Genomic DNA, 20,466 nt, shown 5'->3' with positions numbered 1-20,466 from the left:
GAAGCGCGGGGATTCGGGTCAATGATCGGCTAGGCGATCAATAGACGTCGTGCATCGTGTTATAGACGTTGAACTTGCCGGTCGGCGTGACGACTTCGGGATCGGTGATGACCTTCTTCACCTTCAGCGTCTTGTCGTCATAGATGACGATTGCCGACTGGTCGGTCTTGCCGCCCCACAGCGAGATCCACACTTCGTCGCCCGCCTGGTTGTACTCGGGCTGCACCGCGCGGCGGATCGCCTTGCTTTCCGGCAGGCCGGAATCCTTGGCGACGTTGAGCTGCACCGGCTGCTTGGTCAGGTCGTTCATGTCGAACACATACACCGACTCGGCGACCTCGCGCTCGGGGTTCATCGGCGCATCGGCCCAGAAGTGCTTGGACTTCGGATGCGTCTTGACGAACAGGTTGCCCGCGCCCGGCATCTTCAGTTCCTGCACGACCTTCCAGTTGTGCTCCTTGTACTTGGCGAACTTGGGATCGTCGGACGCCGTCGAGATCAGCGACACGACTTCGTCGCCGAGGTGGCCGGTCGACCACACCGGACCGTACTGCGGATGGACGAAGTTGGCGCCGCGGCCCGGGTGCGGAATCTTCGCGGTGTCGACCAGCGCGGCCAGCTTGCCGGTCTTGGTATCGACCGCCGCAACCTTGTTCGACGCGTTGGCAGCCACCATGAAGTAGCGGCCCGAGGCATCCCAGCCGCCGTCATGCAGGAACTTGGCGGATTCGATGGTCGTCGACTTCAGGTTCTTGATGTCGCTGTAGTCCACCAGCATGATCATGCCGGTTTCCTTGACGTTGACCACCCACTCGGGCTTCTGCAGCGAAGCGACGATGGAGGCCACGCGCGGCTCGGGGTGGTAGTCGCCATCCACCGTCTGGCCGCGGGTCGAGACGACCTTGATCGGTTCGAGCGTCTCGCCATCCATGATCGAGTACTGGGGCGGCCAGTAGGTACCGCCGATCAGGTACTTGTCTTCGTAGCCCTTGAACTTGGAGGTATCGACCGAGCGGGCGTCCGAACCCAGGCGCACCGTGGCGACGGTGGTGGGCTCTTCGTACCACATGTCGATGATGGTGGTCAGGCCGTCGCGGCCGACGGTATACACATAGCGGCCCGAAGCCGACAGGCGCGAGATGTGCACCGCGTAGCCGGTGTCAAGGATCTTCCAGATCTTGTGGGTGTCGCCATCGACCAGGGCCAGCTTGCCCGCGTCGCGCAGGGTGATCGCGAACACGTTGTTCAGGTTGACCTTGTTCAGCTGCTTCTTCGGACGCTGGTTGACCGGAACGATGAGCTTCCAGCTTTCCTTCATGTCCTTGAGCGAGAACTCGGGCGGAATCGGCGGCTCGTTCTGGATGTAGCGCGCCATCAGGTTGATTTCTTCAGGCGTCAGGATGTCATCGTAGTTGACCATGCCGCCTTCGGTACCATAGGCGATGATCTTTTCCAGACGGTCGGTGCCCAGCTTCAGCGTGCCGCCTTCCATCTTGGTGCCGTCCGCCAGCGTCTTGTTCCAGTGCGGCTCCAGGTTCTTGCCAGTGGCGCCCTTGCGCAGCACGCCATGGCAACCCGCACAGCGCTCGAAATAGATCTGCTTCGCCTGCTCCATTTCTTCCGGCGTCATTTTCGGCGCCGTCTGCGCCCATGCGCTTCCCAGCGCCATCGGCAGAATCGCCAGCGCCAGGGTTTTTCCAATCCAGCTCTTGTTGTGCATTGCCCTCTCCTTAAGCACGGGACGTCGAAGTAACACTGCGGCGCCAGTATCGAATTGCATGCGCTCCCCGATCCTTGATTTGAGTTAATTTTCCCTACGCCTTGTACGGATAAAGTGCCGTCACACGCTCGACAGCGCCAAACCGTTGAGTGAATAAGCAAAATCGAATGTCGAGGCCGCGCGTACACGCGGTTTCCGATCCCCTGTACAAGCCGGAGTCGTCCATGCGCGCAGCCACCTTCGCCCCAGCGATCCCCTTTCCATCCGTTCAGGCCGCATCCGCCCGCCAGCCGGGCGGCTACGAAACGCCCGGCCGGCCCGGTGCGCTGGCACCGCAGATGGAAGACGAGCACGATGCCTCCATGCGCGGCTGTGTATATCTGGTGGGCGCAGGTCCGGGCGACCCCGAATTGCTGACTCTGAAAGCCGCACGCCTGATCGAGTCGGCCGAAGCCGTGGTCTACGACCACCTCGTCGGCCAGGCCGTGCTCAAGCTGATCCCGCCGACGGCGCGGCGCGTCTATGCCGGCAAGGAAGCCGGCAACCACGCCCTGCCCCAGCACGAGATCAACCGCCTGCTGGTCGAACTGGCAAGCGAAGGGCTGCGCGTGGTCAGGCTCAAGGGCGGGGACCCCTTCATCTTCGGCCGCGGCGGCGAGGAAATGCAGGCCGTGCAGGCCGCCGGCCTGCAGTGCGAAATCGTTCCCGGCATCACCGCCGCAGCCGGTGCGGGCGCGACCACCGGCATCCCGCTGACCCACCGCGAGCATGCACAGACGCTGGTTTTCGCCACCGGGCACCTGAAGGACGACACCGTCGATCTCGACTGGGAAGCGCTCGCGCGCCCGAAGCAGACCGTGGTCATCTACATGGGCCTGGGCGCGCTGGACATCATCTGCCGCGAATTGATCGTCCACGGCCTGCCGGCCGGCACACCCGCGGCAGTCATCCACGGCGCCACCACTGCCGAGCAGCGGGAGGTCTACAGCACGCTCGGCAAGCTGCCGGAAGCCGTCGTCGAAGCCGGCCTTCGCCCGCCGGCGCTGATCGTCATCGGCGATGTCGTCGCCATCGGCCAGGGCACGCTCCAGTCCGCCTGTACCCTGGCTGGACAAAGCATTGCTGCAATGCAATGACTGTACTCGGGCCATGGGTATAATCCACGTTTCATGACCTGATCCGCGGATAGCGCCCATGGCCGAAGAGAACCAGTTTTTCCGTCCCGTAAGAGATTTCTGCCAGCGCCAGGTCATGACCTGCAGCGCGGGCGACAGTCTGGTATCGGCCGTCGCCGTGATGCGCGAACGCAACATCTCGAGCATGGTGGTGGCCGGCGACGGCCTGCCGGTGGGCATCTTCACCGACCGCGATCTGCGCAACAAGGTCGTCGCCCTCGGCCTCTCGCCGGCCGAACTGGCAGTACGCGACGTCATGCACTCGCCGCTGGCCACGATCGGCGAGGACGACATGCTGTACGAAGCGCTGTACCGCATGTCGCGGCTGAAGATCCACCGCCTGGTGGTGGTCGATGAGCACGGCGCGCTGGCCGGCATCATCACCGACACCGACATCCTGCGCCTGCAGTCGCATTCGCCGCACCAGCTCGTGCTCGACATCGAGAAAGCCGCTTCCCTCGATGACCTGCGCATGCTGCATCACCGCATCCAGGCGCTGGTGCTGCACCTGTCGGGCACCGGCGTGCCGATCCGCGACATGGTCAAGCTGATCGCCCACCTCAACGACCAGGTACTGATCCGCCTCATCGGCCTGCTGCGCGCCGAACGCTACGCCGACCTCACCGAAGACTTCGCCTTCGTTGTCATGGGCAGCGAAGGGCGCGGCGAGCAGACCCTGACCACCGACCAGGACAACGCCATCATCTACGCCGACGATCTGCCTCCCGCCGACGTCTCGCGCCTGGAAGCCTTCTCGCACGACCTCATCGGCGCGCTGATCTCGATCGGCGTCCCCGCCTGCAAGGGCGGCATCATGGCGCGCAACCCGGAATGGCGGCGCAGCCTGTCCGGCTGGAAGGAAGAGCTCAACCGCTGGCTGACGACGCCGAAGCCGGAAAACGTCATGACCGGCAGCATGTTCATGGATCTGCGCGCGCTGTACGGCCGCGAGGACCTGGTGAAATCGCTCAGGGACCATGCCTTCTCGGTACTGAGTACCGACCAGGGCTTCCTGATGCGCATGGCGCAGAACATGACCCACTTCGTGCCGCCGCTGGGCTGGTTCGGCAAGATCAAGCTGGAAAAGGACGGTCCCAATCGCGGCAGGCTCGACGTCAAGAAGGCCGGCATCTTCGCCATCACCGACGGCGTCAAGGTACTGGCGATGGAAGCACGCAAGCTCGAGGGCAGCACCCATGACCGCATCGAGATGCTGGTCGCCGCCAACGTGATCAACCCGCAGGATGCCCGCAACCTGATCGCGAGCTTCGACTTCCTGGTGACGACGCGCCTGCGCGGCCAGGTTGACGCCCTGCGCGCCGGCGCCGAGCCCAGCAACTTCGTCGCCCTGGAAAACCTCAACACCATGCAGCAGGGGGAACTGCGGCTGGCGCTCGAGCAGGTGGCCCGCTTCCAGGACTTCGTCAAGCACCACTTCCGCCTGCATCTGCTGCGCAACTGAGCTGGGGGCGGACCGCAGTCGCGCCTACATGGCAGTGCCGCCGGAAGGCGGCGCCTCTTCAGACCACCGGGTCGGCATCCTGCACGGGCGCCCGCACCACGCATACCGCCGTCGCCCGCGGCACGATGCAGCGCCCGCTCGCCTCTATCGTCGCGCGGGTGAAGGCGGCGCCCAGCAGCAGGATCAGCGACGAGTAATTCACCCACATCAGCAGCAGCACCAGCGAACCCGCCGCGCCATAGGACGACGCGGTGGCGGTGGTCGACAGGTACAACGCGATCAGCGATCGCCCCAGCACGAACAGCAGCGCCGTCACCAGCGCCCCCAGCCAGACGTCGCGCCAGCTCAGCACCACGTCCGGCAGCACGCGGAAGATGGCGCCGAACAGCAAGGTGATGACGACCAGCGACACCGTCCAGTCCAGCCCCAGCAGCACGAAGCCGGGCACCGGCAGCCAGTCCTGCGCAAAGGCCACCACCGTCCGCATCGCCACGCTCAGCGCCAGCGACACCAGCAGCACGAAGCCGATCGCCAGCACCACGGTCAGCGACAGCAGGCGCGTCTTCACGTAATTGACGATGCCGCTGCGCGTGGGCCGCGGCGCCACGCTCCAGATCGCGTTCAGCGCACCCTGCATCTGCGCGAACACCGTCGTCGCACCGAAGATCATCGCACCGAAGCCGGCGATGGTCGGCAGCAGGCCGCTGTGCTGGATGCGGCTGTTCTCCACCGCGGTCTGCACCGCGGTCGCCGCCTCGACACCAATCGCCGCCTGAAGCTGCTGCACGATCTCGCCCTGCGCCGCGCGCTCCCCCAGTACCAGACCGACGATGCTCACCGCCACGATCATCACTGGCGCCACCGAAAACACGGTGAAGAACGCCAGTGCTGCTGCATGCACGAACACCTGTGCCTCCAGCCACACGCGCACCGTGGTTTTCGCCACATCGACCCAGTACTGCATCCATGCCTTCATCGGGGGAATTCCATCAAGTTGAGCATGGGGACCATTTAGCGCATCGCAGCAGGTGGAAGCAAGCCTTGGGCACACATCGACTGCGGTAAACTTCTGTCCTTCGTTTCCACACACATCGTTCCCGGAGCCCCCGATGAGCCTGCTGGCCCAACTGAAGAAAGACTCCCTGCTCGCACGCAAAGCCGCCGACAAGGTCCGCGCCACCCTGCTGAGCACCCTGATCGGCGAGGCCGAGATGGTCGGCAAGAACGCGGGCAACCGCGAAAGCACCGACGACGAGGTTCAGCAGACCATCCGCAAGTTCCTGAAGAACAACCAGGAAGCGCTCGGCGTGATCCAGGACGCCGAGCGCCGTGCGGTACTCGAGCAGGAATCCGCCATCCTGACCGCCTACCTGCCGCCGATGGCGAGCGAGGAAGACGTGAAGGCCTTCATCGCCGACACCATCGCCGGCCTCGCCGAGCGCTCGCCCAAGCAGATGGGCGTGGTGATGGGCGCGCTGAAAGCGAAGTTCGGCACCGGCTTCGACGCCAAGCAGGCCAACGCCTGGGTGAAGGAAGCGCTGGGCTGAACCGTCCCCGCTCAGTGCAGTGCGGCGTGGATCTGCTCGGCCAGCTTGCGGCTGACGCCATCCACGCGGCACAGGTCTTCCACCGTGGCCTCGCGCACGCCGTCCAGGCCGCCGAAAGCGGCGAGCAGGTTGCGGCGGCGCGAAGGACCGACGCCGGGGATGTCTTCCAGTTTCGAGCCGATGCGCGCCTTGCTGCGTGCCGCACGGTGGCCGGTGATGGCGAAGCGGTGGGCTTCGTCGCGGATCTCGACGATCAGGTGCAGCGCCGCCGACTCGCCGCCCAGCGCGAGGCCTTCGCGGCCGTCGGGGAAGATCAGCGTCTCCAGGCCGGCCTTGCGGCCCTCGCCTTTCGCCACGCCGACCATCGCCACCGATTCCAGGCCGATGTCGGCCAGGGTTTCGCGCGCGGCGCTGACCTGGCCCTTGCCGCCGTCGATCAGGATCAGGTCGGGACAGATCCCCTCTCCCGCCGCGACCTTGCCGTAGCGCTTCTCCAGCGCCTGGCGCATCGCGGCATAGTCGTCACCCGGGGTGATGCCGCTGATGCTGTAGCGGCGGTATTCGGCACGTTTCATCGCGCCGGCCTCGCAGACCACGCATGACGCCACCGTGGCCTCGCCCATGGTGTGGCTGATGTCGAAACATTCGATGCGCTGCGGCGCTTCGTCGATGCCGAGCGCCACGCGCAGGGCTTCGAGGCGCTGCTCGATGCGGCCGGCGTCGCGGGCACGCGCCTGGATCGTCAGCCGGGCGTTCTTCTCGGCCATCTCCATCCAGGCCTTTTCCGCGGCGAAGCGCGGCGCCACCACGCCGGGCGGACGGTCGGTGATCTCGGCCATCGCTTCGCGCACCGGCTCCGGCGGCAGATTGACCAGCAGCCGGGCCGGGATCGGATGCAGGCCGTAGTGCTGCTCGACGAAGGCCAGCAGGCAGTCGGCCGCGCCCGACGACGCGCCGCCGCTGGGAAACTGCGGCCGGTCGCCGAGATGGCGGCCGCCGCGCACCATGGCGATGTTGATACAGGTCAGCCCGTCCTCCTCGACCGCGGCGAGGATGTCGACGTCCTCGTCCTTGCGGCTATCGACGAACTGCTTGTGCAGCACCGCCTGCAGCATGCGGATCTGGTCGCGGCAGGCCGCGGCTTCCTCGAAGGCCAGGCGCTCGGATGCGGCGTGCATGCGCCCGGTGAGGTCGTCGATGACTTCGCTGGTCTGGCCGTCGAGAAAGCGGGTGGCGAGCCTGACGTCGGCCGCATAGGCTTCGGCGTCGATCAGGCCGACGCAGGGGGCCGTGCAGCGCTTGATCTGGTGCAGCAGGCAGGGGCGCGAGCGGTTGGCGAAGACGCTCTCCTCACAGGTGCGCAACTGGAAAGTCTTCTGCAGCAGATGGATGCTTTCGCGCACCGCCCAGGCATTGGGAAAAGGCCCGAAGTAGCGCGCACGCTTGGCGAGCGCCCCGCGGTAGTAGGCCAGGCGCGGGAATTCGTCGGCCGAAAGTTCGATGTAGGGATAGGTCTTGTCGTCACGGAACAGGATGTTGTAGCGCGGCGCCAGACTCTTGATGAGGTTGTTTTCCAGGATCAGCGCTTCGGCCTCGGAGCGCGTGGCAGTGACGTCGACGCGCTGGATCTGCGCCACCATCATCGCGATGCGCGGGCTGGAGAGGGTCTTCTGGAAGTAGCTGGAGACGCGGCGCTTGAGGTTCTTGGCCTTGCCGACGTAGAGCACCTTGTCGTCCGCGCCGATCATGCGATAGACGCCCGGCTCCTCGGTGAGGGTACGCAGGAAGGGCTTGGCGTCGAAGGCAGAAGGGGTCGGGGTCGGCTCGGTCATGCGCCTGGATTATCCATCCTTGCGCAGGATTTCGGTGCGCTGCTCACCGATGGTTGCAGCGGTCATCACCGGCGCAGTGCCGGCATCGTCCTGAATCTCCGCCACGGCCTGGCGCGCCTGCACATAGGTGGGATGCAGTTCGAGCGTAAAAGGATCGGCCAGCCATGCAGGGACCGCAGCGGCCGGCACGACCGCCGCCAGCCGGGCAAGGTTTTCCGCATCTGGCAGCGGCGCCCAGCGGTCGAGCAGTTCGGCGGCAAGGTCGGGCCGGTTGCAGACGAGCAGCATGTCACAGCCGGCCTCGTAGGCGGCCCTGGCGCGGCCGACGATGTCGCCGGCGACGCGGGCGCCTTCCATGTTCAGGTCGTCGCTGAACACCACGCCCTGGAAGCCGAGCCGGGTGCGCAGCACGTCCTTGAGCCAGAACGGCGAAAAGCCGGCCGGCTGCGGTTCCGGGCTGGGATCGGCGTTCGGATAGATGACGTGGGCAGGCATCACCCCGGCAAGCTGGCGGCCGAGACGGTGGCGGTAAGGGACGATGTCTTCGTTCCAGAGCGTACCGAAGTCGCGTTCATCCACCGGCACTTCATGGTGCGAATCGGCCTCGACGAAGCCGTGGCCGGGAAAATGCTTGCCGACCGCCCCCATGCCGGCCTGCGCCATGCCGGCAACCACCGCCTGCGCCAACGCGGCGACGGCCTGCGGATCACGGTGGAAAGCGCGGCAGCCGATGGCACGGCAGGCACCATAGTCGAGATCGAGCACCGGCGCGAAGCTGAGGTCAACGCCATGCGCACGCAGCTCGGCCGCCAGCACGAAACCGGCAGCCCGCGCGGCATCGAGCGCGGCGGTATGGTCCTGCTCCCACGAGGCACCGAGGCAACGCATCGACGGCAAGCGGGTGAAGCCATCCGAACGGAAGCGCTGTACCCTGCCCCCTTCGTGGTCAACGGCAATGATCAGCGCCGGATCACGCAACGCGCGGATGTCGGCCGTCAGCACGCGCAACTGCTCCGAACCGGTGTAGTTGCGCGCGAACAGGATCACCCCGCCGACCAGCGGATCGCGCAGGCGCTCGCGCTCTTCATCGGTCAACGCGGTGCCGGCGACGTCGATCATGACGGGGCCACGGGGAAGGGAAACGGGAAAAGTCATCGGGGATGCCTCATCAAGGTGCAGGCGTATCGTTGCGGTTCAGTTCATAGGCCGTACTGCGCCCACCGTCCGCCGTCTTGCACAGTACGCCCTGTGCGATCAGTTCATTGATGTCGCGCAGTGCGGTATCCGGTGAACACTTCGCGATCGCCGCCCATTTACGGCTGGTGAGCTTGCCATCGAAACCATCGAGCAGGCGGTTGAGCAGCTTGACCTGGCGCACGTTCATCGGCGTGCAGCTCCAGCGAAGCCAGAAGCGGGCCTTGAAGAACACGGCGTCGAGCTCAGTCTGCGCATCATCGACCGCCTGCTGCAAGGCATCGAGAAACCAGCACAGCCATTCGGTGACTTCCAGATCACCTTTCTGCGTGCGTTCCAGCACATCATAGTAATCGCCCCGTGAACGCTGGATCTGCGCGGACAGGCTGTAGAAGCGCTGTGGGCTGGCATCGGCGCGGGCCAGGAAAAGGTCGCCGATCGCCCGGGCGATACGGCCGTTGCCGTCGTCGAAAGGGTGCAGCGTGACGAACCAGAGGTGAGCCAGCCCTGCCTTTATGAGCACGGGCTCGCCACTGTCGCCATTGGCCCAGGCCAGGAAGCGTGCCATTTCCATCGGCAGGCTTGCAGCGGGCGGCGCTTCATAGTGTACCTTCTGCCGATAGGGCGGCCCGGAAACGACCTGCATCGGCCCCTTGGCATCGTCCCTCCACCTGCCGACCATAATTCGACTCAAGCCGCTGTAGCCGGTAGGAAACAAAGCAGCGTGCCAACCGAAAAGCCGTTCCTCGGTGATCGGCGCCTCGCAGTGCAAGGTCGCATCGAGCACGGTTTCGACCACACCTTCGACGTGGCGGTTCTACAGGGGCAAGTGCACCGATATCGACGCCGAGCCGGCGGGCAATGGACGAGCGTACGGACTCGGCCTTCAGGACTTCCCCTTCGATCTCGCTCGTCCGCAACACGTCTTCCGTCAGCGCAGCGAGGCTGGCCTGATCGCGCAGGCCGACACCGACGTCGGCCAGGCGGCCGAGCAGCACGCCCTGGCTGCGGCTGACTGCAGCCAGCCGATTCGCCAGCACGGGCAAGTCGTAACGCCACTGTGGCCAGTCATTCGCCTGCCAGATGTATAGCCAATCTCCGTTGCTCATGCAGCGATTGTGGCGAAGATGGCCTGCGGCAGCAAGCTATTCACCGCATGATCCGCGGCGAATAAGACAGACAATCGCCGCATGGAATCCATCAGCAAAGATGGTGCGATGCTTCAATCGCCGCTCGAAACCTCGATGACCGCAAAAGCCACGACCGTATCACCTTCGTCGCTGATGCTCAGATGCGCACGCAAACCCTTGTCGCGCATGTGCGTGGCGAGGCGTTCGTCGTAGCGGTAGCCGGGCTTGCCGAGCGCATCGTGAGCAACGGCGACCGCGTGCAGCGTGGCGGGCACGGCGACGCCGGTGCCGAGCGCCTTGCCGAAGGCTTCCTTGGCGGCGAAGCGCTTGGTGAGGAAGCGCGCAGGGTCGCGATGGGCACGCCAGGCTTCGACTTCGGAGGGAGCGAGGATGCGCAGCGCGAAGCGTTCGCCGTGGCGTTCGAGCGCGTCGCGCATGCGCTGCACGTGCGCGATGTCGGTGCCGATGCCGTGGATCACGCTGCCCTGCCCGTTCAGGCCACCTGGGCTTCGCGCATCAGCCGCTTCATCTCGGCCACGGCCTGGCGCAGGCCGACGAAGACCGAGCGGCTGACGATGGAATGACCGATGTGCAGTTCGCGGATGCCGTGCAGGCGGGCAATCGGAGCGACGTTGTAGTAGTTGAGGGCATGGCCGGCGTTGAAGCGCATGCCCAGCCGGCGCACCGCTTCACCGGCCTCGCGGACCTTGGCAAGCTCGGCCAGCACCGCCGGCGACTCGGCATCGCGGCCGGCGGCATGGAAGGCGTGGGCATAGGGGCCGGTGTGGATTTCGCAGACGCGCGCGCCGATGCGCCCGGCGGCTTCGATCTGCTCGATCTCGGCATCGATGAACACGCTGGTGACGATGCCGGCTTCGGCCAGGCGGGCAATGACGTCCTTCAGCCGCGCTTCCTGGCTGACGATGTCCAGCCCGCCTTCGGTGGTGACTTCGTGGCGGCCTTCGGGCACCAGCATCGCCATCTCGGGTTTCGTGCTGCAGGCGATGCCGACCATCTCGTCGGTCGCCGCCATTTCCAGGTTGAGCTTGACCTGGGTCAGCTCGCGCAGCCGGCGCACGTCGTCGTCGTTGATGTGGCGGCGGTCTTCGCGCAGGTGGATGGTGATGCCGTCCGCGCCGCCGAGGTGGGCTTCGACGCCCGCCCATACCGGATCGGGCTCCCAGGTGCGGCGCGCCTGGCGCAGCGTGGCGACGTGGTCGATGTTGACGCCGAGTTCGATCATCAAAGCTCCTGCAATTCCTTCAGCACCCGGCGCGACTGCAAGGGCTGGCCGCCCAGGGTGTGGTTGATCAGCATGCGCAGCAACTGCTTGGACTGGGCCAGTGTCTCTGCGCGGGAGAAGTCGTCGGCGGCCATGTCGAGCAGGGTCTGGCCGGACAGCAGCGGCTGCTCGCCCAGGGCGGCAGCGCCTTCGCCGCCGCTGTCGCGGATTTCCTCTTCGAGGACTTCCAGCCGGACCGGACCGCGTTCGATTATATAAAGGTAGCGCCCCTCGGGCCGCACCGCCTCGCCGCCGTCGGCCTCGTGCTCCAGGCCGGCCTCGTAGCCGAGGTCCTGCAGCAGCGCGAGTTCGAAGCGGCGCAGGAGAGGCGATTCCGGCTCACCGCGGCCCAGCGCGCGCACCGCCTCGGCATAGGCCGCGAACAGGCGCGGATGAGGGTCTTCACGCGCGGTCAGGCGCACCAGCAGTTCGTTGAGGTAGTAGCCGCAGATCAGCGCCCGCCCGCTCAGCAGCGGCTGGCCGCCCTGCCATTCGGCGCGCACCAGGGTCTTGACCTCGCCGCCGCCCGACCAGTCCATCAGCAGCGGCTGGAACGCCATCAGCACGCCGCGCAGCTGCGAATGCGGCCGCCGCGCACCCTTGGCAACCAGCGCGACGCGGCCGTGGTCGCGCGAAAACACTTCGACGATCAGGCTGGTCTCGCGCCAGGGATAGGTGTGCAGCACCCAGGCCGTCTGCTGCTCGACACGCTGCTTGGGGGCTGCCATCAGCGAATGCTACCGGCTACTCGTAGCCGAGGCTCTTCAGCGCCCGCTCGTCGTCGGCCCAGCCGCTCTTGACCTTGACCCAGACCTCGAGGAAAACCTTGCCGTCGAACAGCTTCTCGAGCTCGACGCGGGCCTCGGACGAGATGCGCTTGAGCCTTTCGCCGCCGCGGCCGATCACCATCGCCTTGTGGCCCGGCTTGTCGACGATCACCGCCGCATGGATGCGGCGCAGCCGGCCTTCGACCTCGAACTTCTCGATCTCGACGGCGATGCCGTAGGGCAGCTCGTCGCCGAGCAGGCGGAAGAGCTTTTCGCGCAGGAATTCGGAGGCGAGGAAGCGCTCGCTGCGGTCGGTGATCTCGTCTTCCTCGTACATCGGCGCACCGGCCGGCAGCAGCGGCGTGGCGGCCTTGATCAGTGAGTCGACGTTGCGGCCCTTCTCGGCCGACAACGGCACGATCTCGATGAAGTCGCGCAGCTGGCGCACTTCGTCGATGAAGGGCAGCAGGCGGGCCTTGTCCTTCAACTGGTCGACCTTGTTGATGACCAGGATCACCTTGGAATCCTCGGGAATCACCGACAGCACCTTGCGGTCGTCGTCGCTGCAGCGGCCGGCCTCGATGACGAAGAACACCAGGTCGACGTCGGCCAGCACCTGCGACACGGTGCGGTTCATCGAGCGGTTCAGCGCATTGCGATGGTGGGTCTGGAAACCCGGCGTATCGACGAAGACGAACTGCGCATCGGCTTCGGTGAGGATGCCGGTGACGCGATGGCGGGTGGTCTGCGCCTTGCTCGAGACGATGCTGATCTTCTGCCCGATCAGGCGGTTCAGCAGGGTCGACTTGCCGACATTGGGGCGGCCGACGATGGCGACGAAGCCCGTGCGGAAGGCCCCCTCCTGCTGTCGCTGGTCCTGTTGCTGTTCGTTCATTTCGCCCTCAAGGCTGTCAGTGCAAGCTCGGCCGACTGCTGCTCCGCGATGCGGCGGCTGGGGCCGCGGCCAAGCGTGCGGACGCCGAACTTCGGTACTTCGCACGCCACTTCGAATTCCTGCGCATGCGCATCGCCCAGCGCCTGCACCATCACGTAGCTCGGCAGCGCAACCTTGCGCGCCTGCAGCCATTCCTGCAAGGCCGTCTTGGGATCCTTGTTCGGCCGGCGCGGATCGACTTCGGCCAGCAGCGGCACGTACAGGCGGTCGATGACCGCTTTGGCAGCGTCGAAGCCACCGTCGAGGAACACTGCGGCGAATACCGCTTCGAGCGCATCGGCCAGGATCGACGGCCGGCTGGCACCGCCGGACTTCAGCTCGCCTTCGCCGAGGCGCAGGGCGTCGCCGAGATCGAGCTCGCGTGCGATGCGGTAAAGCGCGTCCTGCCGCACCAGCGAGGCGCGCACCCGCGACAGCTCGCCTTCGCGCAGTTGTTCGAAGCGGGCGAACAGCGCCATCGACATCACGCAGTTGAGGATGCTGTCGCCGAGAAACTCGAAGCGCTCGTTGTTGGGCTGGCCGAAGCTGCGGTGCGTCAGCGCCTCGGTCAGCAGCCTGGTGTCGGCGAAACGATGGCCCAGCCGGTTCTGCAAGGTTTCCAGCGTCATGCGGTCAGCGCGCCTTGCTGCTGACGTTGAATTCGATCAGCAGGCTGACATTGGCCACCATCGGCACCACGCGTTCGTAATCGACTTCGATGACGGTCTGATTGCCGTCCTTGACGATGTCGAGATCGGCCGCTGCGACCGACGACACGTCGTCGACCTCGGCACGGCGGCTGAAGCTCTGCCGCAGTTCGGCCGGGCTCGCGCCATTGTCGCCCTCGGTGGCAAGCACGCCGACGATGCGCTGGATCGCCATGTACTCGGTGATGGCCGGAATGGTGCGGAAGACCATCAGCAGCACAAACACGCCAATGGCTCCGAACAGCAGCACGCCGATCAGGCTGACGCCGCGTTGATGCTTCATGCCCATGCCCGTCTCCCTCAGTGGAAGCTGCCGATACGCTTCATGTCGTTGAAGTTGAACCAGATGAAGAAGGCCTTGCCGACGATGTTCTCTTCCGGCACGAAACCCCATACCCGGCTGTCTGCACTGGCGTCGCGGTTGTCGCCCAGCACGAAATAATGGCCCGGCGGCACGGTGCAGGCGACGCCTCGGCTGGTGTAGGTGCAGAGCTCGCGCTGCGGGAAATTCATCACCTGCGGCACGAAGGCCGGCGCATCGCGTTCGATCAGCAGCGAATGCTCGACCGCACCCAGCTTCTCGGTGTACTGCGGTGAGTAGTACAGCCGGTCCGGGTGCAGATAGCTGCCTGCCTCGGTGATGGGCACGGCCTCGCCGTTGATCGTCAGCCGCTTGTCGAGGTATTCGACGCGGTCGCCCGGCAGGCCGACGACGCGCTTGATGTAGTCCAGCGAAGGATCGGCCGGGTAGCGGAACACCATCACGTCGCCGCGCTGCGGCATGTTCACCTCGACGATCTTCTTGTTGATCACCGGCAGGCGGATGCCGTAGGTCCATTTGTTCACCAGGATGAAATCACCCACCAGCAGGGTGGGAATCATCGAACCGGACGGAATCTTGAACGGCTCGACGACGAAGGAGCGCAGGCCGAACACGATCAGGATCACCGGGAAGAAGCTGGCGCCGTATTCGACCCACCACGGCGCGGGGGCATTGGCGGCACGCAGCTTGCGCGCATGGAAACGGTCGAAGAACCACAGCACGCCGCTGACGACCAGCAGCAGGAAAAGGATGAGGGCGAAATTCATGTGTTGTCCGTCACTTGCCTTCGTCGGTGCGCAGCACCGCCAGGAAGGCCTCCTGGGGAATCTCGACGTTGCCGACCTGCTTCATGCGCTTCTTGCCTTCCTTCTGCTTCTCGAGCAGCTTCTTCTTGCGCGTGATGTCGCCGCCGTAGCACTTGGCAAGCACGTTCTTGCGCAGCGCCTTGATCGTCTCGCGGGCGATGATGTGGGCGCCGATCGCCGCCTGCACCGGCACGTCGAACATCTGGCGCGGGATCAGGCCGCGCAGCTTGGCGGCCAGTTCGCGGCCGCGGTACTGCGCGCTGGCGCGGTGCACGATCACCGACAGCGCATCGACCTTCTCGCCGCCGACCATCAGGTCGAGCTTGACCAGGTCGGCCGTGCGGTACTCCTTGAAATCGTAGTCGAGCGAGGCGTAGCCGCGCGATACCGATTTCAGCTTGTCGAAGAAGTCCATCACGACTTCGTTCATCGGCAGTTCGTAGATCAGCTGCACCTGGCGGCCGTGGTAGCGCATGTCGACCTGGTTGCCGCGCTTCTGGTTGCACAGCGTGATCACCGGGCCGACGTAGTCCTGCGGCAGGAAGATCGTCGCGGTGATGATCGGCTCGCGGATTTCCTGGTACTTGCCCGAATCCGGCAGCTTGGCCGGGTTCTCGACGTGGATCACCGAACCGTCGTTCAGCACCACCTCGTACACCACCGTCGGCGCGGTGGTGATCAGGTCCATGTCGAACTCGCGCTCCAGCCGCTCCTGCACGATGTCCATGTGCAGCAGGCCGAGGAAGCCGCAGCGGAAGCCGAAGCCCAGCGCCTGCGACACTTCCGGCTCGAACTGCAGCGAGGCGTCGTTGAGCCGCAGCTTCTCGAGCGAGTCGCGCAGCTGGTCGTACTCGGACGATTCCACCGGATACAGGCCAGCGAACACCTGCGGCTTGATTTCCTTGAAGCCGGGCAGCGGCTCGGCGGCCTGGCGGTTCGCCAGCGTCACCGTATCGCCGACCTTGGCGGCCTCCAGCTCCTTGATGCCGGCGATGATGAAACCCACCTCGCCCGCGCACAGCTGCTCGCGCGCGACCGAACGCGGCGTGAACACGCCGACCTGGTCGCAGGGATACTGCGCGCCGGTCGACATCAGCAGGATACGGTCCTTGGGCTTCAGCACACCATCGACCACCCGCACCAGCATCACCACGCCGACGTAGTTGTCGAACCACGAATCGATGATCAGCGCCTTCAGCGGGCCGTCGGCGTTGCCCTGGGGCGGCGGCACGCGCGCGACGATGGCTTCGAGCACATCCTCCACGCCCAGGCCGGTCTTGGCCGAGCACAGGATGGCTTCGGAAGCATCGACACCGATGACGTCCTCGATCTCGCTGCGCGCGTTGTCGGGGTCGGCCGCCGGCAGGTCGATCTTGTTCAGCACCGGCACCACTTCGACATCCAGGTCGAGCGCGGTGTAGCAGTTCGCCACCGTCTGCGCCTCGACCCCCTGCGACGCGTCGACCACCAGCAGCGCGCCCTCGCAGGCGGACAGCGAGCGGCTGACCTCGTAGGAAAAGTCAACGTGTCCCGGCGTGTCGATCAGGTTCAGGTTGTAGACCTGCCCATCCTTCGCCTTGTAGCTCAGCGCAGCCGTCTGTGCCTTGATCGTGATGCCGCGCTCGCGCTCGATGTCCATCGAGTCGAGCACCTGCGCCTCCATCTCGCGGTCGGACAGGCCGCCGCAGAAGTGGATGAGTCGGTCGGCCAGGGTCGATTTGCCATGGTCGATGTGGGCGATGATGGAGAAATTTCTGATGTGGTTCATGCGAAACGAAAAGGGTGCCTTGCAGCACCCGTTTTCGGAATGGTTGGCGTCGTCAAGCCTGCGATTCTAGCGGAAAACCAGTGCAGTAAGCGCGCACCGCCGCCTCGTCCAGATGGTAATGGCAGAGTTCCGCCTCCCCCGCCAGCAGGACGGGGACGAGTTCGTCCCAGCGTGCTTCCAGTTCGGGATGCTGGTCGACATCGATGACTTCGATCGCCCAGCCATATTCCTTTGCAATGGGCTCCAGCGCAGCGACGAGATCGTGGCACAAGTGGCACCACTCGCGGCTGAGGACGGTGAATGTGCGGGGCTGGCCGGCCATGGCTGCGCCGGCAGGGCCTTGACCGGCCGGACCGCCGCCGGCCGCACTCATTTCCCTGCTCGCAGGCTGACGTAGGAGGTGGTTTCGCCGCGCATGACCAGCAGCGTCACTTTCTGGCCCTGCTCCACGCCGCCGATCAGGCGGTTGAATTCTTCCACCGACGCCAGCTTGATCTGGCGCCCGCCGAAGACGATGGCCTGGATCACGTCGCCCTGCTGGATCTCTGCCCTGGCTGCAGCGCCCTGGACACGATCGACGATGAGCCCGCCCTCGATCCCCCGCTCGCGCCGCTGCGCCGCGGTCGGCGCCGACAGCGCGAGCCCGAGCTTGTTCGCCGCCGGGACGGCACGTGGTGCAGCGCTGGCGGCAGTTGCCTCCTTCGGATCCTGCCATTCACCGACCTGAACCTTGAGCGTCATGGGCTTGCCATCGCGGAACACCTCCAGTTCCGCATTCTCTCCCGGCTGGACGGCCGCGACGATGCGCGGCAGGTCGCTGGAAGCATCCACCCCCCTGCCGGCGAAACGCACGATGACATCGCCCTGCTGCACCCCCGCTCTGGCGGCCGGCCCACCGGGCTCGACCGAACTGACCAGAGCGCCCGACGCGCCCGGCAGGCCGAAACCATCGGCCAGGTCTCGCGTCACTTCCTGGATGGCCACGCCGATACGGCCGCGCTGCACCCGCCCCTTGGTGCGCAACTGCTGCTGCACATCCATCACGACATCGATCGGGATCGCGAACGACAGCCCCATGAAGCCGCCGGTACGGCTGTATATCTGCGAGTTGATGCCGACGACCTCGCCCCGAAGGTTGAACAGCGGACCACCGGAATTGCCCGGATTGATCGCTACGTCGGTCTGGATGAAGGGCACGAAATTCTCGTCCGGCAGCGAACGCCCCTTCGCGCTGACGATGCCGGCCGTCACCGACTGGTCGAAGCCGAACGGAGAGCCGATCGCCACCACCCACTCGCCCACTTTGAGCCTATCCGGATCACCCAGCACGACGTGCGGCAAGCCACTGGCCTCGATCCTGATCAGCGCGACGTCGCTGCGCACATCCGCGCCGATCACCCTGGCCGTGTACTCGCGCTTGTCCGCGAGACGGACGAGGATTTCCTCTGCCTCCTCGACGACGTGGGCATTGGTCAGGATGTAGCCGTCGTCGCTGATGATGAAGCCCGATCCCAGCGACTGGTTTTCGGGGTCGGCGCCTGGGTATTCATGCCGGCGCGGGATGAATTTGCGGAAGAAATCGAACATCGGATCCGACTCGTCGAGCCCCGGAAAAGGCGTCGACGATTGCGGCCGCTCCCCGCGCACCTGGATGGCGCTGATATTGACCACGGCAGCCCCCTGCTTTTCGACCAGGGCGGAGAAATCAGGCAGACTTGCGGCCGGACTCGCCGCTGGCGCGAACGGCACGAACAGCAGGGTTGCAGCGAAGGCCAGACTGCAGCGAAAGGTGACGAAGCTCATCGGGGTTCCTGGAGCGACTGCAGGCACGCGGCCTGCGAAGCGTTTTGGTGGGGCCGGGGTAGCGGCAGGACTTCCATGCTCAGCCGAGAACGCCAGCCACGGCTGCGAAACAACAGGCGGTTGGCCGCGAACGCCAGCGCCAGGCCGGCAAGAGCGCCGCAGGCGGCACCGAAATCGGCCCCCTCTTGCCCTGCGGCCACGCTGCCGAGCGCAGCCCCCGCCATCAGCAGGACAGCGCCAAGTCCATAGCTCGCCATCGCGGCCTTGAGCGGCGAGCCGTCGGGAATACTGACGAGAACGGTATCACCGGCCTGCAGCAGCAACTCAGTCGGCAGCACGAATTCGGCCTTGGACCGCCCAAACACCCGGGCGATCTGCAGCGAACGGCATCCGCCCGGCTCGTCGCAGCGCCCGCAGCCACCGCCCATATCGGACACACGCAGCCGAACGCGCCCTTCCTCGACGCGCAGCACCTGCGCCACGGCCTGCATTACTCTACGGAAGGCCGAATCGCGTCGCCGATGCGCTTGACCGCCCGCTCGGGTACTTCACCAAGCACGGTGATCAAATGCCCTTCGAGCGAGCGCTTGTAAACATTGATGGCGCCGCTGGCCAGCGGCCCGAGACCTACCGACGCGCCATCGGCGGCCGGCTCAATGAATACCGAGACCGAAGCCAGACCATCGCTGAAGACCATATGCACCGCCTGGCCCCGCTCAGGGCCGAGCGGCCTGCGCATCACCGAGGTCAAGGTATAACCGGGCACCTCTTCCGCCACTGTCCAGCCACTGTCGGCGCGCGCCAGATCGCTGCCGCGCGCATTGACGAAGCGCCAGTCATCGACATCCTTGAAGTGCGGCGCAAGCAACTCGTCGCCGACCTCGCCACCGATGCGTACGTCACTGAAGACGAACTGCTCGATCAGTCGGCCCGCTTCATCGACGGTGCGCGCCTTGAGCAGCAGCCCTGACTGGACCTCCGCCCACAGCGTGTGGCCATAGCGCAGATCGTCCCGCGGCTCGAAGATGAGCGCCTGCGCTTCCATGCCGGCGACACGGACGATGCCGCCCTTGCGGATGCGATAGCTTTCGGCAAGACCGACGGGCGAGGCCGGGATCCGCGCCGGGAAGGCACGCCGGCTGGAGGCTTCGTCGATGATGACAAGCTTCTGGTCCGGCAGCATGCAGCGCACTTCCATGCCTCTGCGGATCACTTCGCGCGGACTGCCGTCCAGCGCCTCGAGGCGCTCGTACTCCACACCGCCATCCACCCGGTGCGCGATGCGCGAGGTTTCGACATGCGTTCCGGACTGGTACATGAAAGTACCGACATAATTGAGCCGCTGCCCGGCCGATGCGATGCGAGCCATCCAGGACAGGGGGTCGCCCGGCGCTTCGGCCAGGACAGGGAGATGCAGCAAGGCGGCGCAGACGCCAAAGACGGCGGCCAGACGCCTCATCGGCCCGCTCCACCCGATGCAGAGACAGATCTCACATACTGCACGCCAGCGGGCACCGGCCCGCTACTGACACCCTGATGGGCGAAAACATATTCACGCAGGGGGTCGTCAGCTGCGTTCTGGATTCCTGCCGCAAGCGATGCCGGTGGAGGCACACTGACAGTGGCGATGAGCGGCTGCGCGGCAATCCGCTGGACTTCCACTGCCGCAGGTCCGCTCGCCTCCTGCGAGTAGAGCGTCGCCGCGACGACGCCCACTGCCGCCACTCCCATCACCGAAGCCGCAACCGGCATCAAGGTCCGCACGACGCTGCGCCGGGCGGCGGATTCCTTGGATGCCGCAGGTGCAAACACGATGGGCTCGTCGTCGAGACCGGCCATCACACGCCCGACGAAATCCGCCGAACCGGCCTGCTCGCCACGGATGACGTCGCCGATCAGGCAATAAGCATCCCAATCCTTCCTCAGCGATGTGTCGCGTCGCAAGCCGTCGAAAACCTGGCGTACCGCGTTCTCGTCGAGATCTCCATCGATCAGGGCCGACAGTTTGTCCTTCATT

The 20,466-nt window shown here is 65.6% G+C and carries 21 protein-coding genes and 1 pseudogene; 3 read left to right on the top strand and 19 right to left on the bottom strand.

Annotated features, from left to right (window positions below; translation table 11 throughout):
* Nucleotides 1–37: 37 nt before the first annotated feature.
* Nucleotides 38–1,720 (bottom strand): cytochrome D1 domain-containing protein, encoded by a 1,683-nt coding sequence (locus QM748_RS03235; protein WP_415245620.1) that lies wholly within the window; start codon nucleotides 1,718–1,720, stop codon nucleotides 38–40.
* A 224-nt stretch (nucleotides 1,721–1,944) separates the two neighbouring features.
* On the opposite strand from QM748_RS03235, the gene cobA reads away from it, so the two are divergent.
* Nucleotides 1,945–2,856, top strand: coding sequence for a uroporphyrinogen-III C-methyltransferase (cobA, locus tag QM748_RS03230; RefSeq protein WP_415245619.1), 912 nt, complete (start codon nucleotides 1,945–1,947; stop codon nucleotides 2,854–2,856).
* A 58-nt stretch (nucleotides 2,857–2,914) separates the two neighbouring features.
* A complete protein-coding gene (locus tag QM748_RS03225) occupies nucleotides 2,915–4,357 on the top strand; it encodes a putative nucleotidyltransferase substrate binding domain-containing protein (protein ID WP_415245618.1) in 1,443 nt (480 codons plus the stop codon).
* A gap of 58 nt (nucleotides 4,358–4,415) precedes the next feature.
* Here the strand turns inward: QM748_RS03225 and QM748_RS03220 are convergent, their stop codons facing one another.
* Nucleotides 4,416–5,333: a YihY/virulence factor BrkB family protein gene (locus QM748_RS03220; RefSeq protein WP_415245617.1), complete on the bottom strand. Its 918-nt coding sequence runs from the start codon at nucleotides 5,331–5,333 to the stop codon at nucleotides 4,416–4,418.
* A gap of 133 nt (nucleotides 5,334–5,466) precedes the next feature.
* Here QM748_RS03220 and QM748_RS03215 point away from each other — a divergent pair, with 133 nt between their 5' ends.
* Nucleotides 5,467–5,904, top strand: coding sequence for a GatB/YqeY domain-containing protein (locus QM748_RS03215; protein ID WP_415245616.1), 438 nt, complete (start codon nucleotides 5,467–5,469; stop codon nucleotides 5,902–5,904).
* Nucleotides 5,905–5,915: 11 nt separating this feature from the next.
* Here the strand turns inward: QM748_RS03215 and uvrC are convergent, their stop codons facing one another.
* From uvrC to QM748_RS03130, 17 genes and pseudogenes are all read right to left on the bottom strand, one after another.
* Nucleotides 5,916–7,736, bottom strand: coding sequence for an excinuclease ABC subunit UvrC (gene uvrC, locus QM748_RS03210; protein WP_415245615.1), 1,821 nt, complete (start codon nucleotides 7,734–7,736; stop codon nucleotides 5,916–5,918).
* Nucleotides 7,737–7,745: 9 nt separating this feature from the next.
* The gene (nagZ, locus tag QM748_RS03205; protein WP_415245614.1) at nucleotides 7,746–8,891 is read right to left on the bottom strand and encodes a beta-N-acetylhexosaminidase; all 1,146 of its coding nucleotides are present in this window, start codon (nucleotides 8,889–8,891) and stop codon (nucleotides 7,746–7,748) included.
* A 13-nt stretch (nucleotides 8,892–8,904) separates the two neighbouring features.
* Nucleotides 8,905–9,717 carry a Fic family protein gene (locus tag QM748_RS03200; protein WP_415245613.1) on the bottom strand — a complete coding sequence of 271 codons (813 nt, stop codon included), beginning with the start codon at nucleotides 9,715–9,717 and terminating at the stop codon, nucleotides 8,905–8,907.
* Nucleotides 9,718–9,832: 115 nt separating this feature from the next.
* Nucleotides 9,833–10,039: pseudogene (locus QM748_RS03195) on the bottom strand (DUF4172 domain-containing protein); the annotation flags it as partial.
* Nucleotides 10,040–10,152: 113 nt separating this feature from the next.
* A complete protein-coding gene (gene acpS, locus QM748_RS03190) occupies nucleotides 10,153–10,539 on the bottom strand; it encodes a holo-ACP synthase (protein WP_415245612.1) in 387 nt (128 codons plus the stop codon).
* Nucleotides 10,540–10,553: 14 nt separating this feature from the next.
* On the bottom strand, nucleotides 10,554–11,303 hold the full coding sequence (locus QM748_RS03185; RefSeq protein WP_415245611.1) for a pyridoxine 5'-phosphate synthase: 750 nt from the start codon (nucleotides 11,301–11,303) through the stop codon (nucleotides 10,554–10,556).
* Nucleotides 11,303–12,070, bottom strand: a complete 768-nt coding sequence (gene recO / locus QM748_RS03180; protein WP_415245610.1) for a DNA repair protein RecO — start codon at nucleotides 12,068–12,070, stop codon at nucleotides 11,303–11,305. The genes QM748_RS03185 and recO overlap by 1 nt, the downstream gene beginning before the upstream one ends.
* A 16-nt stretch (nucleotides 12,071–12,086) precedes the next feature.
* Nucleotides 12,087–13,004 (bottom strand): GTPase Era, encoded by a 918-nt coding sequence (gene era, locus QM748_RS03175; protein WP_415245609.1) that lies wholly within the window; start codon nucleotides 13,002–13,004, stop codon nucleotides 12,087–12,089.
* Complete coding sequence (gene rnc, locus QM748_RS03170) at nucleotides 13,001–13,672, bottom strand: ribonuclease III (RefSeq protein WP_415245608.1); 672 nt, start codon at nucleotides 13,670–13,672, stop codon at nucleotides 13,001–13,003. The genes era and rnc overlap by 4 nt, the downstream gene beginning before the upstream one ends.
* Nucleotides 13,673–13,676: 4 nt before the next feature.
* Nucleotides 13,677–14,039, bottom strand: a complete 363-nt coding sequence (locus QM748_RS03165) for a DUF4845 domain-containing protein (protein WP_415245607.1) — start codon at nucleotides 14,037–14,039, stop codon at nucleotides 13,677–13,679.
* Between the two features lie 11 nt (nucleotides 14,040–14,050).
* Entirely contained in the window at nucleotides 14,051–14,839 is a 789-nt protein-coding gene (gene lepB / locus QM748_RS03160; protein WP_415245606.1) for a signal peptidase I, read from the bottom strand.
* Nucleotides 14,840–14,849: 10 nt separating this feature from the next.
* On the bottom strand, nucleotides 14,850–16,646 hold the full coding sequence (lepA, locus tag QM748_RS03155; protein WP_415245605.1) for a translation elongation factor 4: 1,797 nt from the start codon (nucleotides 16,644–16,646) through the stop codon (nucleotides 14,850–14,852).
* 52 nt (nucleotides 16,647–16,698) lie between these two features.
* Complete coding sequence (locus QM748_RS03150; RefSeq protein ID WP_415248008.1) at nucleotides 16,699–16,968, bottom strand: glutaredoxin family protein; 270 nt, start codon at nucleotides 16,966–16,968, stop codon at nucleotides 16,699–16,701.
* Nucleotides 16,969–17,015: 47 nt separating this feature from the next.
* Nucleotides 17,016–18,449: a Do family serine endopeptidase gene (locus QM748_RS03145; protein WP_415245604.1), complete on the bottom strand. Its 1,434-nt coding sequence runs from the start codon at nucleotides 18,447–18,449 to the stop codon at nucleotides 17,016–17,018.
* The gene (locus QM748_RS03140; protein ID WP_415245603.1) at nucleotides 18,446–18,940 is read right to left on the bottom strand and encodes a SoxR reducing system RseC family protein; all 495 of its coding nucleotides are present in this window, start codon (nucleotides 18,938–18,940) and stop codon (nucleotides 18,446–18,448) included. Before QM748_RS03140 ends, QM748_RS03145 begins: the two co-directional genes overlap by 4 nt.
* Nucleotides 18,940–19,908 (bottom strand): MucB/RseB C-terminal domain-containing protein, encoded by a 969-nt coding sequence (locus QM748_RS03135; protein ID WP_415245602.1) that lies wholly within the window; start codon nucleotides 19,906–19,908, stop codon nucleotides 18,940–18,942. Before QM748_RS03135 ends, QM748_RS03140 begins: the two co-directional genes overlap by 1 nt.
* Nucleotides 19,905–20,465 (bottom strand): sigma-E factor negative regulatory protein, encoded by a 561-nt coding sequence (locus tag QM748_RS03130; protein WP_415245601.1) that lies wholly within the window; start codon nucleotides 20,463–20,465, stop codon nucleotides 19,905–19,907. Before QM748_RS03130 ends, QM748_RS03135 begins: the two co-directional genes overlap by 4 nt.
* Nucleotide 20,466: the final 1 nt, after the last annotated feature.

The organism is Thauera sp., assembly GCF_047601425.1.
Lineage (GTDB): Bacteria > Pseudomonadota > Gammaproteobacteria > Burkholderiales > Rhodocyclaceae > Thauera.
The sequence above is the reverse complement of the archived record's forward strand: the minus strand, read 5'-3'. Positions and strand labels throughout refer to the sequence as shown.

What these genes read in the sequence shown, in the direction of transcription:
- QM748_RS03235 (WP_415245620.1), bottom strand. Translation starts at nt 1,720, where the DNA reads ATGCACAACAAGAGCTGGATTGGAAAAACCCTGGCGCTGGCGATTCTG.
- cobA (WP_415245619.1), top strand. Translation starts at nt 1,945, where the DNA reads ATGCGCGCAGCCACCTTCGCCCCAGCGATCCCCTTTCCATCCGTTCAG.
- QM748_RS03225 (WP_415245618.1), top strand. Translation starts at nt 2,915, where the DNA reads ATGGCCGAAGAGAACCAGTTTTTCCGTCCCGTAAGAGATTTCTGCCAG.
- QM748_RS03220 (WP_415245617.1), bottom strand. Translation starts at nt 5,333, where the DNA reads ATGAAGGCATGGATGCAGTACTGGGTCGATGTGGCGAAAACCACGGTG.
- QM748_RS03215 (WP_415245616.1), top strand. Translation starts at nt 5,467, where the DNA reads ATGAGCCTGCTGGCCCAACTGAAGAAAGACTCCCTGCTCGCACGCAAA.
- uvrC (WP_415245615.1), bottom strand. Translation starts at nt 7,736, where the DNA reads ATGACCGAGCCGACCCCGACCCCTTCTGCCTTCGACGCCAAGCCCTTC.
- nagZ (WP_415245614.1), bottom strand. Translation starts at nt 8,891, where the DNA reads ATGACTTTTCCCGTTTCCCTTCCCCGTGGCCCCGTCATGATCGACGTC.
- QM748_RS03185 (WP_415245611.1), bottom strand. Translation starts at nt 11,303, where the DNA reads ATGATCGAACTCGGCGTCAACATCGACCACGTCGCCACGCTGCGCCAG.
- recO (WP_415245610.1), bottom strand. Translation starts at nt 12,070, where the DNA reads ATGGCAGCCCCCAAGCAGCGTGTCGAGCAGCAGACGGCCTGGGTGCTG.
- era (WP_415245609.1), bottom strand. Translation starts at nt 13,004, where the DNA reads ATGAACGAACAGCAACAGGACCAGCGACAGCAGGAGGGGGCCTTCCGC.
- rnc (WP_415245608.1), bottom strand. Translation starts at nt 13,672, where the DNA reads ATGACGCTGGAAACCTTGCAGAACCGGCTGGGCCATCGTTTCGCCGAC.
- QM748_RS03165 (WP_415245607.1), bottom strand. Translation starts at nt 14,039, where the DNA reads ATGGGCATGAAGCATCAACGCGGCGTCAGCCTGATCGGCGTGCTGCTG.
- lepB (WP_415245606.1), bottom strand. Translation starts at nt 14,839, where the DNA reads ATGAATTTCGCCCTCATCCTTTTCCTGCTGCTGGTCGTCAGCGGCGTG.
- lepA (WP_415245605.1), bottom strand. Translation starts at nt 16,646, where the DNA reads ATGAACCACATCAGAAATTTCTCCATCATCGCCCACATCGACCATGGC.
- QM748_RS03150 (WP_415248008.1), bottom strand. Translation starts at nt 16,968, where the DNA reads ATGGCCGGCCAGCCCCGCACATTCACCGTCCTCAGCCGCGAGTGGTGC.
- QM748_RS03145 (WP_415245604.1), bottom strand. Translation starts at nt 18,449, where the DNA reads ATGAGCTTCGTCACCTTTCGCTGCAGTCTGGCCTTCGCTGCAACCCTG.
- QM748_RS03140 (WP_415245603.1), bottom strand. Translation starts at nt 18,940, where the DNA reads ATGCAGGCCGTGGCGCAGGTGCTGCGCGTCGAGGAAGGGCGCGTTCGG.
- QM748_RS03135 (WP_415245602.1), bottom strand. Translation starts at nt 19,908, where the DNA reads ATGAGGCGTCTGGCCGCCGTCTTTGGCGTCTGCGCCGCCTTGCTGCAT.
- QM748_RS03130 (WP_415245601.1), bottom strand. Translation starts at nt 20,465, where the DNA reads ATGAAGGACAAACTGTCGGCCCTGATCGATGGAGATCTCGACGAGAAC.